Annotated in this window: 12 protein-coding genes; 8 read left to right on the forward strand and 4 right to left on the reverse strand. The window is 71.6% G+C overall.

The annotated features are described in order from the left end of the window. Positions 1-225: 225 nt before the first annotated feature. Positions 226-1,782, forward strand: coding sequence for a SulP family inorganic anion transporter (locus KZ813_RS14160; protein WP_219755634.1), 1,557 nt, complete (start codon positions 226-228; stop codon positions 1,780-1,782). Positions 1,783-1,950: 168 nt separating this feature from the next. Continuing rightward, positions 1,951-2,802, forward strand: a complete 852-nt coding sequence (locus KZ813_RS14165) for a TorF family putative porin (RefSeq protein ID WP_219755635.1) — start codon at positions 1,951-1,953, stop codon at positions 2,800-2,802. 158 nt (positions 2,803-2,960) lie between these two features. On the opposite strand, the gene KZ813_RS14170 is transcribed toward KZ813_RS14165, so the two are convergent. After that, a complete protein-coding gene (locus KZ813_RS14170) occupies positions 2,961-4,262 on the reverse strand; it encodes an aspartate kinase (protein WP_219755636.1) in 1,302 nt (433 codons plus the stop codon). A gap of 52 nt (positions 4,263-4,314) precedes the next feature. Here KZ813_RS14170 and ubiG point away from each other — a divergent pair, with 52 nt between their 5' ends. Beyond that, positions 4,315-5,067, forward strand: coding sequence for a bifunctional 2-polyprenyl-6-hydroxyphenol methylase/3-demethylubiquinol 3-O-methyltransferase UbiG (gene ubiG, locus KZ813_RS14175; protein ID WP_219755637.1), 753 nt, complete (start codon positions 4,315-4,317; stop codon positions 5,065-5,067). A 175-nt stretch (positions 5,068-5,242) separates the two neighbouring features. On the opposite strand, the gene KZ813_RS14180 is transcribed toward ubiG, so the two are convergent. Next, complete coding sequence (locus KZ813_RS14180; RefSeq protein WP_219755638.1) at positions 5,243-5,476, reverse strand: hypothetical protein; 234 nt, start codon at positions 5,474-5,476, stop codon at positions 5,243-5,245. Positions 5,477-5,577: 101 nt separating this feature from the next. Between KZ813_RS14180 and KZ813_RS14185 the strand changes: the two genes are divergently transcribed. Beyond that, positions 5,578-7,404 carry an ABCB family ABC transporter ATP-binding protein/permease gene (locus KZ813_RS14185; protein ID WP_219755639.1) on the forward strand — a complete coding sequence of 609 codons (1,827 nt, stop codon included), beginning with the start codon at positions 5,578-5,580 and terminating at the stop codon, positions 7,402-7,404. Positions 7,405-7,631: 227 nt separating this feature from the next. Here KZ813_RS14185 and map read toward each other — a convergent pair whose 3' ends face one another. Next, positions 7,632-8,399, reverse strand: coding sequence for a type I methionyl aminopeptidase (map, locus tag KZ813_RS14190; RefSeq protein ID WP_219755640.1), 768 nt, complete (start codon positions 8,397-8,399; stop codon positions 7,632-7,634). Position 8,400: 1 nt separating this feature from the next. Next, a complete protein-coding gene (locus KZ813_RS14195; RefSeq protein ID WP_219755641.1) occupies positions 8,401-8,598 on the reverse strand; it encodes a ParD-like family protein in 198 nt (65 codons plus the stop codon). A gap of 676 nt (positions 8,599-9,274) precedes the next feature. Here KZ813_RS14195 and KZ813_RS14200 point away from each other — a divergent pair. The 4 genes from KZ813_RS14200 to glyA all read left to right on the forward strand — a co-directional run bounded on the left by KZ813_RS14200 (position 9,275) and on the right by glyA (position 13,813). Next, positions 9,275-10,018, forward strand: a complete 744-nt coding sequence (locus KZ813_RS14200) for a dienelactone hydrolase family protein (RefSeq protein ID WP_219755642.1) — start codon at positions 9,275-9,277, stop codon at positions 10,016-10,018. Positions 10,019-10,088: 70 nt separating this feature from the next. Then, positions 10,089-11,936, forward strand: coding sequence for a DUF885 domain-containing protein (locus tag KZ813_RS14205; protein ID WP_219755643.1), 1,848 nt, complete (start codon positions 10,089-10,091; stop codon positions 11,934-11,936). Positions 11,937-12,059: 123 nt separating this feature from the next. Beyond that, the gene (gene rpiB, locus KZ813_RS14210) at positions 12,060-12,494 is read left to right on the forward strand and encodes a ribose 5-phosphate isomerase B (protein ID WP_219755644.1); all 435 of its coding nucleotides are present in this window, start codon (positions 12,060-12,062) and stop codon (positions 12,492-12,494) included. After that, positions 12,491-13,813, forward strand: coding sequence for a serine hydroxymethyltransferase (gene glyA, locus KZ813_RS14215; RefSeq protein WP_219755645.1), 1,323 nt, complete (start codon positions 12,491-12,493; stop codon positions 13,811-13,813). Before rpiB ends, glyA begins: the two co-directional genes overlap by 4 nt. The last annotated feature ends 3 nt before the right edge of the window (positions 13,814-13,816 follow it).

Below are 13,816 nucleotides of genomic sequence, written 5' to 3' on the forward strand. Positions count from 1 at the left end.
CGGTTCGACGCCCGGCCATCCGCACCGCCCCGGACAAGCAACACAACGACACGCCGCGGTCGAACACCGGACACCGCGCGGCGCTATCGCCTGGACGATTACTCACCGGGAGGTTGCCGCCATGGACGACGCCAGCGGACGCGTGTTCAGTCGAGGGGTGGTGGCGCGCGCCCCGGCCCCCGCCCGTTTCCCCCCCGCCCTTCTCCCGCGGGCGGACGCGGCGTGATGGCCAGCCTCGCCTCGCCCGCCGCCGCCGCCGCCGCGCGCCCCGGCGTCTCGGTGCCGTCGGTCCGCTTCCTCGGACGCGACCTCACCGCCTCGATCGTCGTGTTCCTCGTCGCCATGCCTTTGTGCATGGGGATCGCGATCGCCTCGGGCGTGCCCGCGGAGAAGGGGCTGATCACCGGCATCATCGGCGGCATCATCGTCGGCGCCATCGCCGGCTCGCCGCTCCAGGTCAGCGGCCCCGCCGCCGGCCTGGCCGTGATCGTCTACGAGCTCGTGCGCGACCAGGGCATCGGCGCGCTCGGCCCGATCCTCATCCTCGCCGGGCTCGTCCAGTTCGTCGCGGGCGTGTTCCGCCTCGGCGGCTGGTTCAAGGCCATCTCGCCGGCGGTGGTGCACGGCATGCTCGCGGGCATCGGCGTGCTGATCGTCGTCGGCCAGTTCCACGTGCTGTTCGACCATCGCCCGCTGCCGAGCGGCCTGCAGAACCTCGCCGCCGCGCCGGGCCGGCTCTTCGGCCTGTCGAGCAACCTCCAGGCGACCGAGTTCGCCTTTACGATCGGCGTCGCGACGATCCTGGCGATGCTCGGCTGGGAGAAGTTCCGCCCCGGGGCGCTGCGGCTGCTGCCGGGCGCGCTGGTCGGCGTCGTGGTCGGCACTTTGCTGTCGCTGACGCTCGGGCTCGACGTCGCGCGCGTGCAGGTGCCCGCCTCGATCGTCGGCGCGATCGCGCCGCCGAGCGGCTCGGCGCTGGCGACCTGGCTCAACCCCTCGATCCTCGCCGCGGCGCTCGCCATCGCCTTCATCGCCTCGGCCGAGACGCTGCTCTCCGCCGCCGCGGTCGACAAGATGCACGACGGCGTCCGCACCGACTATAACAAGGAGCTGCGCGCGCAGGGCGTCGGCAACCTGCTGTGCGGGCTCGCCGGCGCGCTGCCGATGACCGGCGTGATCGTGCGCAGCTCGGCCAACGTCCAGGCGCAGGCGGCGACGCGGCTGTCGTCGATGCTCCACGGCGTGTGGATCCTCGGCTTCGTCGCGGCGCTGCCGTTCGTGCTCACCGCCATCCCGATGGCGGCGCTCGGCGCGGTGCTCGTGGTGACCGGGGTGCGGCTGGTGAGCGTCAAGCACGCCACCCACCTGTTCCGCGACTATGGCGCGCTGCCGGTGCTGATCTGGGCGGCGACGCTGGTGACGGTGGTGACCACCGACCTGCTGACCGGCGTGCTGGTCGGCATCGGCCTGACCATGCTGGAGCTGGTGCCGCATCTGCGCCGCCTGCGGCTCAAGGTGTTCGAGGCGAGCGACGGCGAGGCGCACGCGATCACGCTGGACGGCACCGCCACCTTCGTGACGCTGCCCAAGCTGTCCGAGACGCTCGACCGCGTGCCCGCGGGCACCAACGTGCGCATCGACGCCTCGCGACTCGACGCGGTCGATCACACCAGCGCGGAGATGCTGCGCGACTGGTTCCAGCGGCGCCGCGCGACGGGCGCGACCGTCGAGATCACCGGCGCGCGTGGCAGGATCGCCACACTCGGTGAGCATCGCCCCTGAGCAGGCGCGCCCACATGTTTTGATACAGTTTGGCAATAGACCGGCAACATAGTCCCAATACCTCGGGAGGGTGGCTTAGCGGCTGCCCTCCCGACGCCTCTTCCGCGGCACGGGGGAGAGCGAGCCCGGGTCACGAGCAGGAGGAGCCTCTGTAACAAAGGAGGTTCCATGAACTACCATCTTCGTCTCGCCGCCGCGCTGGTCGCAGCCGGCCTCGCCGTGCCCGCCGCCGCGCAGGACACCGCCCCGCCGAAGCCGATCACCGTCTCCGGCTCGGTCGGCCTCGTCAGCGACTATCGCTTCCGCGGCGTGTCGCAGTCCGACGAGAATCTCGCGGTGCAGGGCGGCTTCACCATCGCGCACGAGAGCGGCGTCTACATCGGCACCTGGGGCTCGAACCTGGCGGGCTGGGGCACGTTCGGCGGCGCCAACATGGAGCTCGACCTGATCGCGGGCTACAAGTTCCCGGTCGGCGGCGGCACGCTGGACGTCGGCGCGACCTGGTACATGTATCCGGGCGGCTTCGACAACACCGACTTCATCGAGCCCTATGCCAAGCTGTCGGGGACGCTCGGCCCGGCCTCGCTGACCGCCGGCGTGGCCTATGCGCCGAAGCAGGAGGCACTCGGCAACTGGTACCTCAACGGCACCTCGGCGGCGAACGGCGTGTACGACCGCCCCGGCGACAAGAACGACAACCTCTACGTGTGGGGCGACGTCGCCGCGGCGATCCCCAACACCGGGCTGACCGCCAAGGCGCATATCGGCGCGTCGAAGGGCAACAGCGGGCTCGGGCCGTTCGCCACCAGCGTCGCGCCGACGGGTGAGTATGTCGACTGGATGCTCGGCGCGGATTACGCGATCCCGACGACGCCGCTGACGCTCGGCGTCGCCTATATCGACACCGACATCTCCGATCGCGAGGCGGCGTATCTCCAGCCCAGCTTCAGCAAGGGGCAGGACGGTACCGGCACGATCGCCGGCAGCACCGTCGTGGTGTCGCTGACCGCCGCCTTCTGAGGCGCCCGCGCGCGTTTCGGCGCGCGCGGGAGAGGCCGCCCTCCTCCGCGCCGGGCAGCGCCATCTCCCTCGAGGAGGTGGGTCTACACCGGCGGGAACACCGCGGCGCCTTCGGCGGCTAGAGGCTGATTCACCTGGTGTGAGCCAGTGGCGATGGGTCAGCCCTGGGCCGTCTCGGCGTCCAGCCCGTAGGCCGTGTGGAGCACGCGCACCGCGAGCTCGGTCTCGTCCTCGTGGATCAGCACCGAGACCTTGATCTCGCTGGTCGAGATCGCCTGGATGTTGATCCCGCGCGCGCCGAGCGTGGTGAACATCGTGCTCGCCACGCCGGCGTGGCTGCGCATGCCGACGCCCACCACGCTGATCTTCGCCACGCGCGTGTCGTGGATCAGCTCGCCGAAGCCGATCGCCTCGCGCGCCTGGTTGAGCGCCTCGATCGAGCGCGCGAGGTCGGCGGCCGGGACGGTGAAGGTCACGTCGGTGGCGCTGGTGCTGCTCGCGCCGTTGCTCGCGCTCTGGTGCGCGATGTTCTGGATGATCATGTCGACGTTGATGTTCGCCGCCGCCAGCGGCTCGAAGATGCTGGCCACCGTGCCGGGCTGGTCGGGCACGCGCGTCAGCGTGATCTTGGCCTCGTTCTTGTCATGCGCGATGCCGGTGATGAGCTGGCGTTCCACGTCCCCATTCTCCTTGAAGGCTGCCTCCTCCTCGCCCACGATCATCGTCCCGGGCAATGTGTCCGCCATCGGCGCGGCCTCGTCGGTGAACGACGACAGCACCTGGACGCGGACCTTCTCCTTCATCGCCAGCCCGACCGAGCGGGTCTGGAGCACCTTGGCGCCGACCGAGGCGAGCTCCAGCATCTCCTCGTAGGTCACCTTGGCGAGCTTGCGCGCGCGCGGCACGATCCGCGGGTCGGTGGTGTAGACGCCGTCGACGTCGGTGTAGATGTCGCAGCGATCGGCGCGGATCGCCGCCGCGACCGCCACCGCCGACGTATCCGATCCGCCGCGGCCGAGCGTGGTGATGCGCTCGCCCGCCGCGACTCCCTGGAAGCCCGGGATCACCGCCACCGCGCCGGCGGCGAAGCTCGCCTCCAGCGCGGCGGTGTCGATCGTGTCGATGCGCGCCTTGGCGAAGGCGGTGTCGGTGCGGATCGGCAGCTGCCAGCCGAGGAGGGAACGCGCCGGCACGTCGATCGCCTGGAGCGCGATCGCGAGCAGCCCGCTGGTGATCTGCTCGCCCGCGGAGACGACGACGTCATACTCGCGCGCGTCGTACAGCGGCGAGGCCTCACGGCAGAAGCCGACCAGCCGGTCGGTCTCCCCCGCCATCGCCGAGACCACCACCGCCACCTGGTTGCCGGCCGCCACCTCCCGCTTCACCCGCGCCGCGACCGAGCGGATGCGCTCGATCCCCGCCATCGAGGTGCCGCCGAACTTCATGACGATCCGCGCCAATGCCGTATCCAAACGCCTTGGGAGAAGAGGGGCGTCCTGATAGGAAGCGCGCATGACCGACGCAAGCGTAACAACCGCAACCATGTCGCCGCATCATGCCTCGGTGGTGGCCGAGGAGGCCGCCCATTTCGGTCGACTGGCGCGCGACTGGTGGGACCCCGCGGGATCCTCGGCGATGCTGCACCGGCTCAACCCGGTGCGGCTCCGCTACCTGCGCGCCGCGGTGGACCGCCACTGGGACTTGGACGACCGCTCCTTCGCGCCGCTCGCGGGCCGGCGCGCGCTCGACATGGGGTGCGGCGCAGGGCTGCTCGCCGAGCCGCTGGCGCGGCTGGGCGCGGCGGTGACCGGGGTCGACGCCGCGGCGGAGAGCGTCGCGGTGGCGCGCGACCATGCGGCGCGGCGCGGGCTGGCGATCGACTATCGCGTCGGCGGGGTGGAGGCGGTGGCGGGCGAGACCTTCGACCTCGTCGCCTCGCTCGAGGTGGTCGAGCATGTCGCCGACGCGCGCGCCTTCGTGGCGGGGCTGGCGGCGGCGGTGGCGCCAGGTGGGCTGCTGGTGATGAGCACGCCCAACCGCACCTGGCTGTCGCGCGCCGCGCTGGTCGAGGCGGCCGAGGCGCTGGGACAGATCCCGCGCGGCACGCACGACTGGGACAAGTTCCTGACCCCGGACGAGCTGGGCGCGATGATATCGGAAGCGGGGCTGCGGGTGGTGGACGTCACCGGGCTGACGCTGGGGACGAAGGGCTTCGCGCTGGGGAGCTCTACCGCACTCGACTATTTCGTGACGGCGGTGCGGTAGGGAGGCAGATCCTCCCCGGCACGGGGAGGGGGACCGCCGCGCGCAGCGCGGTGGTGGAGGGGGCGTTCGTCACACGCACCGGCGCGTAGGCGGAAGCCCCCCTCCACCAGCCTGCGGTTGGTTCTCCCCACCGCCGGCGGGGAGGATCTGCGACACAGACCTCGCCGATCTCACCTCACCCTCTCCGCTCGCCAGCCGCGCCGCGCCCGACCCATTGCGGCCCGCTGCGGCGGCACGTCGCGCTCACCACGGGGAAATCGAGGTCGTTGTTGCGCGCGAGGACGTCGGCCATCGCCGCCTGGCACTGCTGCACCGTCGCGTAATGCGCGGGCGCGACGCGCGCCTCGGCGCAGCCGCTCGCGCCGTCGCCGCAGCCCATGATCGCCATCACGTAGAACAATGCGTCCATCACCGCCTCCGTTCGTCGTGAAAAACGATCGCTGCGGCGCGGCGTTCCGATTCCCGCGGACCGGTTGACGCTCCCGTTCCGGCACACGACATCTCGGGCACATGCCTCCCGACCGCCCCGCCGCCCCCGGCACCGAGCGCCCGCTGCTGCCGACGCTCCGCCGCTTCCTCCCCGATCTCTGGCCGAGCGACTCGCCGGGGATGAAGCTGCGCGTCGCCGGCGCGCTCGTGCTGGTGGTGCTCTCCAAGCTGGTGCAGGTCTATGGCGCGCCCTTCGCGCTCCAGGGCGCGGTCGACGGCATGGCGGTGCCGACCACCCCCGTGTCGCTGATCGTGCTGCTGGTGGTCGGCTATGCCGCGGCGCGCTTCGGCACCACGCTGTTCGACAATCTGCGCAACACCGTGTTCGAGAAGGTCGGGCAGGAGGCGACGCGGCGGCTGGCCGCGCGCGTGTTCCGCCACCTTCACCGCCTCTCGCTGCGCTTCCACCTCGAGCGGCGCACCGGCGCGGTCACCAAGGTGGTCGAGCGCGGCACCAAGAGCATCGACACGATGCTCTACTTCCTGCTGTTCAACATCGCGCCGACGATCCTCGAGCTGGCGCTGGTGCTCGGCATCTTCCAGGTCAAGTTCGGCTGGCAGCTCGTGGTCGCGACGCTGGCGATGGTGGTGCTGTACATCTGGTTCACGCGCACCGTCACCGACTGGCGCTCGTCGCTGCGCGAGCGGATGAACGACCTCGACACCGGCGCGGTGGCGCACGCGGTCGACTCGCTGCTCAACTTCGAGACGGTCAAATATTTCGGCGCCGAGGAGCGCGAGGCGAAGCGCTACGACGGCGCCATGCGCTCCTACGCCGAGGCCGCGGTGAAGAGCGAGAACAGCCTGGCGTGGCTCAACATCGGTCAGGCGCTGATCACCAACCTGATGCTCGCCGCGGGCATGGCCTGGGTGGCCTGGGGGTGGAGCCAGGGACGCTTCACCGCGGGCAACGTCGTGCTGGTGTCGACGCTCCTGTCGCAGCTGTTCCGCCCGCTCGACCTGCTCGGCATGGTCTATCGCACGATCCGCCAGGGCGTGATCGACATGGGCGCGATGTTCGACCTGATCGACACGCCGCCCGAGGTGGTCGACTCGCCCGACGCGCCCGCGCTCGACGTGCGCGACGCGCATGTCCGCTTCGAGGGCGTGGCGTTCGGCTATGACGCGGGCATGCCGATCCTCAAGGGCATCGACCTCGACGTGCCCGCGGGCACCACCTGCGCGGTGGTCGGCCCCTCGGGTGCCGGCAAGTCGACGCTGGCGCGGCTGCTGTACCGTTTCTACGACGTCGACCGTGGCCGGATCACGATCGACGGGCAGGACATCGCGCGCGTGCGGCAGGACTCGCTGCGGGCCGCGATCGGGATCGTCCCGCAGGACACGGTGCTGTTCAACGACACGATCGGCTACAACATCGCCTACGGCCGCGAGGGCGCGGGCGAGGCGGAGGTCGCCGCCGCGGCGCGCGGGGCAGCGATCGCGGGCTTCATCGAGCGCCAGCCGGAGGGATATAAGACGCGGGTCGGCGAGCGCGGGCTCAAGCTGTCGGGCGGCGAGAAGCAGCGCGTGGCGATCGCGCGGACGCTGCTCAAGGACCCGCCGCTGCTGATCCTCGACGAGGCGACCAGCGCGCTCGACAGCCGCACCGAGGGCGAGATCATGGAGACGCTCGCCGCGATCGAGCGCGGTCGCACCACGATCGTGATCGCGCATCGGCTCTCCACCATCGTCCACGCCGACCAGATCGTGGTGCTGGACGCGGGGCGCGTGGTCGAGCGCGGCAGCCACGCCGAGCTGCTCGCGCGCGACGGGCTCTACGCGTCGATGTGGGCGCGCCAGGCGGCCGAGAGCGAGGAGGCCGAGGAGGCGCCGGTCGCGGTGGCGTGAGCGGTCGGAGCGCCGGGCGAGCCCGGCCGCGCCGGATCACGCGATGGACGCCCGCCTCCTAGCCGTCGCGTATCCGCCGCCCCTCCGACGTGCTCCTGCGCGGGCAGGAGCCCAGGGCCACGGGCCTCCCGCTTCTCGAACTGCGCCGGGGTCTGATCCACTTCCATCGATCCGTGCTCCCGCGCCCGCAGGAGCACCCCGTCGGTTCACATCAGGTGGATCAGCCTCTAGGCGGCGCGGCGCTCGTCGCCCCGCAGCGTCAGCACCTCGACGCCCGTCGCGGTGACCGCCACCGTATGTTCGAACTGCGCCGAAAGTTTGCCGTCCTGCGTCACGACGGTCCAGCCGTCGTCGCGCGTCTCGACCCGGCGGCTGCCCTGGTTGAGCATCGGCTCGACCGTGAACACCATGCCCTCGCGCAGCACCGCGCCGGTGCCGGGGCGGCCGAAGTTGAGCACCTGCGGCTCCTCGTGCATCTCGCGCCCGATCCCGTGGCCGCAGAACTCGCGGACGACCGCGTAGCCGTGCTTCCTGGCGTGGCGCTCGATCGCGGCGCCGACGTCGCCGAGCCGCGCGCCCGGGCGCACCGCGCCGATCCCCTTCCACATCGCCGACTGCGCCACCTGCACCAGCCGCCGGGCCGCCGGCGGCACCGCGCCGACGGCGTAGGTCTTGCTCGAGTCGGCGATATAGCCGTTCTTCTCCAGCGTGATGTCGAAATTGACGATGTCGCCGTCGCGGATGATCTCGGCGACGTCGGGCACGCCGTGGCACACCACCTGGTTACGCGAGGAATTCAGCACGTACTCGAACCCATACTGTCCCTTGCTCGCGGCGCGCGCCTGCAGGTCGACGGTGATGTAGCGCTCGACCAGGTCGTTGACCGCGAGCGTCGACAGCCCGGCGAGCGGCTGGCGGTCGAGCATCTCGAACACCGACGCGAGCAGCCGGCCGGAGACCCGCATCAGCGCCAGTTCGTCGGGCGTCTTGACCATCTCAGGCGGCCACGGGGCGGGGCTGCGCCGCCTCATACCGCCGGCGCACGATCTCGTTGAAGCTCAGCGTCGGGTTCGCCTCGGCGAGCCTGCCGATCGTCATCCAGAACTCGGCCTGGGCGTTGATCGAGCGACACATCACCGCGCTCGCGCGGCGCGCCTCGGCGTGCAGCTCGTCGTCGATCTTGACGATGCCCATGGCGCTCTCCTGGGATGAGTGACGATACGGAACGTATATGGAGCGTTGTGTCGGCGGGCAAGCGTGCGGGGGATGGCGCGGTGCATGGCGCCCTATCGTGGCTCGTGCGGATGCCGCCGGCGCCGCTACCGGGGAGCCCCAGCCCCGTCCCGCTTCCGCCATCGCGGCCCGCCTCCATCATCCCGACCCGCTTCCGTCTTCCCCAACCCCACTCCGTCATCCGCAACCCCGACCGTCATTCCCGATCTCCGGCGGTCATTCCCGATCTCCGGCGGTCATGCCCGATCTCCGGCGGTCATTCTCAACCCCCGAACGTCATCCTCAACCCCAACCCTTATGCCAAGCCCCCGCCCCCACTCCCCAACCGTCATCCCCGCGAAGGCGGGGAACCAGACGCGCGGACCGTGCGGCTCCATCGCGAAGGTCGTCGTGTCTGGATCCCCGCCTCCGCGGGGAGGGCGCATGGGAGTGGGCGGCGTGCCTCGCACGGCTCGCCGAACCGACGCTCCCCCTCCGCCCGGCGATGACGCAGGGGCGAGCAAGCGGCGTGCGCCTCGCGCGTGTGGCCGAGCCCGCCCCGCGTACCGCGCTTCCGACCCGCCCCACCCCGGCCAGCGCCTTGCCCCAGCGCCGCCGCGCTGCCACAGCGGCGCGCCACAGTGAGGGGACAGCGACCATGATCGTGCGCGGCGACGAGAGCGAGGACGTGGCCGTGCCCGGCGCCGGCACGATGCGCACCCATCTGTTCCGACCCGCCGTCGCGGGACGTTTCCCCGGCGTCCTGTTCTTCTCCGAGATCTACCAGGTCACCGCGCCGATCCGCCGGCTCGCGACGCTGCTGGCGGGCAACGGCTATGTCGTGGCGGTCCCCGAGGTGTACCACGAGTACGAGCCCGCCGGCACCGTGCTCGCCTACGACCAGCCCGGCACCGACCGCGGCAACGCGCTCAAGGTCGCCAAGCCGGTCGCGCGATACGACGCCGACGCGCGCGCCGCGCTCACCGCGCTGGCGGCGCACCCCGGCTGCGACGGCCGGCTCGCCACCTTCGGGGTCTGCCTCGGCGGGCATCTCGCCTATCGCGCCGCGCTCGACCCGCGCGTCGGCGCGGCCGCCTGCTTCTACGCCACGGACATCCACTCGGCCACGCTCGGGGAGGGTCGCGCCGACGACAGTCTCGCGCGGATGGCCGAGCTGAAGGCCGAGGCGATGTTCGTCTGGGGCCGGCAGGACCCGCACGTGCCGTTCGCCGGGCGCGAGGCGGTCCGCGCGCGGCTGGAGGCGGTCGAGGCGCGCTACGAGTGGCATGAGGTCAACGCCCCGCACGCCTTCCTGCGCGACGAAGGGCCGCGCTACGACCCGGCGCTGTTCCTGCAGAGTGTCGCCTGGACGCTGGCGCTGTATCGCCGCGCGCTGGGATGAACCGCACCGCCGGCCATTGCGCCGGTGCCGCGCGGCGGACATGAAGGCGCGTCGCACCGGGAGAGAGTGAATGCGCCTGAACACGATCCTGTCGTCGGCGATGGCGCCCGCGCTGGTCGCCGCTGCCCCCGCGCCGCAGGCGCCTCCCGCGGCGCCCGCCGCCCCTGCGCCGCAGGCGCCTCCCGCCGCGACCCGGGCGGCCGACCGCGCGCTGCTCGTGTTCCTCGACCGGAAGTTCGACGAGCAGCTCGCGCTCAGCCCGGAGGGCCAGACCCAGCTCGGGCTCAAGACCGACGAGGATCGGCTCGACGATTACACCGACGCCGCGCAGGTGCGCGCGCGCGACCTCGCGGAGCGCCAGCTCGCCGAACTGCACGCGCGCTTCCGCCCCGCGCAGCTCGGTGAGTCGGCGCGGGTGAGCTACCGCCTGTTCGAGGAGCAGGTGGCGCGCGACCGCGCCTCGTTCCGCTTCCGCCGACTGCGCTTCCCGGTCTCGACCAACGGCAGCCCGGCGGGCGCGATCCCGGTGCTGCTGATCAACAACCACCGCGTCGACACCGTCGCGGACGCGCAGGCCTATGTCGCCCGGCTGCGCGACACCCAGCGCGTGATGCGCGAGGTCGCCGCGACGATGCGCGCGCAGGCGGCCAGCGGCATCATCCCCAACCAGGTCAATTTCGCGCCCGCGCGCGCCGACGCGCTCAAGGTCGTCACCGGCGCGCCCTTCGACGCGGGCCCCGACTCGACGCTGCTCGCCGACTTCCGCAAGAAGGTGACCGCGCTCGACGCGCCGGCCGCGACCAAGGCGCGGCTGCTCGCCGACGCCACCGCGGCGCTCAAGGGCCCGTTCCGCCAGGGCTACACGGTGCTGATCGCGGCGCTGGACGAGATCGCGCCCAAGGCGACGGGCAATTTCGGCGCGTGGCATTTGCCCGACGGCGCGGCCTATTACGCCGACCGGCTGCGCGACTCGACCACCACCGATCTCAGCGCCGAGCAGATCCACCAGATCGGGCTCCAGCAGGTGGCGGCGATCCGCGGCGAGATGGAGGCGATCAAGCGCCGGGTCGGCTTCACCGGCACGCTCGAGCAGTTCTTCGAGCACGTCCGCACCGACCCGTCGCTCAAATATCCCAACACCGCCGCCGGGCGCGAGCAGTATCTCGGCGACGCGCGCGGGGTGATCGCGGGCGTGATGGCGGCGGCGCCGCGCTACTTCCGCGTGCTGCCCAAGGCGCCGCTGGAGGTGCGCGCGGTGGAGAAGTGGCGCGAGGGCACCGCCTCCACCGCTTTCTACAACCCGCCCTCGGCCGACGGCACGCGGCCGGGGATCTATTACGTCAACCTGGTCGACATGAACCAGACGCAGAAGGTCCAGGTCGCGGGCATCGCCGCGCACGAGGGCGCGCCGGGCCATCACTTCCAGATCGCGCGCCAGCAGGAGCTGGCCGACCTGCCCAAGTTCCGCAAATACGGCGGCTACGGCGCGTACATGGAGGGCTGGGGGCTGTACTCCGAGCGGCTCGCCGACGAGATGGGCGTGTACAAGACGCCGTACGATCGGTTCGGGATGCTGTCGCTGCAGGTGTGGCGCGCGATCCGGCTGGTGCTCGACACCGGCATCCACGCCAAGCGCTGGACCCGCGACCAGTCGATCGCCTATTTCCGCGCCAACAGCTCGGTCTCGGACACCGACATCGCGCGCGAGGTCGACCGCTATTTCAACTGGCCGGGACAGGCGACCAGCTACATGGTCGGCCAGCTCAAGATCGCCGAGCTGCGCGCGCGCGCCGAGCGCGCGCTGGGGCCCAGGTTCGACATCCGCGACTTCCACGAGGCGGTGCTGAGCCAGGGCGCGCTGCCGCTCGGCGTGCTGGAGGAGCAGGTCGACCGCTATATCGCGGCCAAGAAGGGGTAAGCGGCGCCGCGGCGCGCGCGGGGCCGGCGGCGGCGCCCCATTCGCGCTTGACTGCGCCGCGCCCGGGGGGCACCCGGCAGGGATCGCGGGCGAACGTCCGCCCGCGCCCGGAGGATCGATCCCGTGCGAGTCGCCATCGCTACCGACCACGCCGGCTTCGCGCTGAAGCAGGAGCTCAAGGCCTGGCTCAACGAGCAGGGCCACGCCGTGATCGACCTCGGCACCGACGGTACCGCGAGCGTCGATTACCCCGATTACGGCCGCGTGCTGGGCGAGGCGCTCGCCGCGGGCCAGGCCGAGCGCGGCATCGCGCTGTGCGGCTCGGGCATCGGCATCATGATCGCGGCCAACCGCAACCCGGCGGTGCGATGCGCGCTGGTCACGGAGCCTTTCTCCGCCGCGCTGGCGCGCAGCCACAACGACGCCAACGCGATCGCCATGGGCGCGCGGCTGATCGGGCTCGACATGGCCAAACAGTGCGTCGTCACCTTCCTCGCGACCGACTTCCTCGGCGGGCGCCACGCCGCCCGCGTCGACATGCTCAAGGAGCCCGTATGAGCACCAACCCCGTCCACCAGCTCTCCCCCGCGGGGACCGGCGCCGCGCCGAGCGGCTTCTTCGATCGCGGCCTGGCCGAGGCCGATCCCGCGGTGTTCGCCGGGGTCGAGCACGAGCTGGCGCGCGAGCAGACCCAGATCGAGCTGATCGCGAGCGAGAATATCGTCAGCCGCGCGGTGCTCGAGGCGCAGGGCTCGGTGTTCACCAACAAATATGCCGAGGGTTACCCCGGCAAGCGCTATTACCAGGGCTGCCACCCGTCGGACGAGGTCGAGCAGCTCGCGATCGATCGCGCCAAGCAGCTGTTCGGCTGCGGCTTCGTCAACGTACAGCCGCATTCGGGGGCGCAGGCCAACGGCGCGGTGATGCTGGCGCTGGCCAAGCCGGGCGACACGATCCTGGGGCTCAGCCTCGACGCCGGCGGGCACCTGACCCATGGCGCGCGCGCGGCGATGAGCGGCAAGTGGTTCAACGCGGTGCAGTACGGCGTCGACCCCGCGACGCATCTGATCGACTATGACGCGGTCGAGCGGCTCGCCGCGGAGCATAAGCCGCGCGTCATCATCGCGGGCGGCTCGGCCTATCCGCGCCACATCGACTTCGCTCGCTTCCGCGCCATCGCCGACCAGGTCGGCGCGACCTTCATGGTCGACATGGCGCATTTCGCGGGGCTGGTCGCGGGCGGCGTCCACCCGACGCCGTTCGGCCACGCGCACGTCGTCACCACCACCACGCACAAGACGCTGCGGGGCCCGCGCGGCGGCATGATCCTGACCGACGACGAGGCCATCGCCAAGAAGATCAACTCGGCGGTCTTCCCCGGGCTGCAGGGCGGCCCGCTGATGCACGTCATCGCCGCCAAGGCGGTGGCGTTCGGCGAGGCGCTGCGCCCCGAGTTCCGCGGCTATGCCGCCGCGGTGGTGGAGAATGCCAAGGTGCTGGCGGCGACGCTCAAGGAGCGCGGCGCCGACCTCGTCTCGGGCGGCACGGACACGCATCTCGCTTTGGTCGACCTCACCCCGCTGGGCGTCACCGGCCGCGACGCCGACGAGGCGCTGGAGCGCGCGGGCATCACCTGCAACAAGAACGGCATCCCCAACGACCCGCTGCCCCCGGTGAAGACCAGCGGCATCCGCGTCGGCTCGCCCGCGGGCACCACGCGCGGTTTCGGCACGGGCGAGTTCCGCGAGATCGGCGAGATGGTCGCGGACGTGCTCGACGGCCTCGCGCAGAAGGGCGAGGCGGGGGACCCGCAGGTCGAGGCGCGCGTTCGTGACCGCGTGCGGGCCCTGTGCGCGCGCTTCCCGATCTATCAATAGGAG

This window comes from Sphingomonas folli, assembly GCF_019429525.1.
GTDB lineage: Bacteria > Pseudomonadota > Alphaproteobacteria > Sphingomonadales > Sphingomonadaceae > Sphingomonas > Sphingomonas folii.

Bases quoted from the DNA above. Each gene is read 5' to 3' on its own strand.
- KZ813_RS14160 (WP_219755634.1), top strand. From the start codon at position 226: ATGGCCAGCCTCGCCTCGCCCGCCGCCGCCGCCGCCGCGCGCCCCGGC.
- KZ813_RS14165 (WP_219755635.1), top strand. From the start codon at position 1,951: ATGAACTACCATCTTCGTCTCGCCGCCGCGCTGGTCGCAGCCGGCCTC.
- ubiG (WP_219755637.1), top strand. From the start codon at position 4,315: ATGACCGACGCAAGCGTAACAACCGCAACCATGTCGCCGCATCATGCC.
- KZ813_RS14180 (WP_219755638.1), bottom strand. From the start codon at position 5,476: ATGGACGCATTGTTCTACGTGATGGCGATCATGGGCTGCGGCGACGGC.
- KZ813_RS14185 (WP_219755639.1), top strand. From the start codon at position 5,578: ATGCCTCCCGACCGCCCCGCCGCCCCCGGCACCGAGCGCCCGCTGCTG.
- map (WP_219755640.1), bottom strand. From the start codon at position 8,399: ATGGTCAAGACGCCCGACGAACTGGCGCTGATGCGGGTCTCCGGCCGG.
- KZ813_RS14195 (WP_219755641.1), bottom strand. From the start codon at position 8,598: ATGGGCATCGTCAAGATCGACGACGAGCTGCACGCCGAGGCGCGCCGC.
- KZ813_RS14200 (WP_219755642.1), top strand. From the start codon at position 9,275: ATGATCGTGCGCGGCGACGAGAGCGAGGACGTGGCCGTGCCCGGCGCC.
- KZ813_RS14205 (WP_219755643.1), top strand. From the start codon at position 10,089: ATGCGCCTGAACACGATCCTGTCGTCGGCGATGGCGCCCGCGCTGGTC.
- glyA (WP_219755645.1), top strand. From the start codon at position 12,491: ATGAGCACCAACCCCGTCCACCAGCTCTCCCCCGCGGGGACCGGCGCC.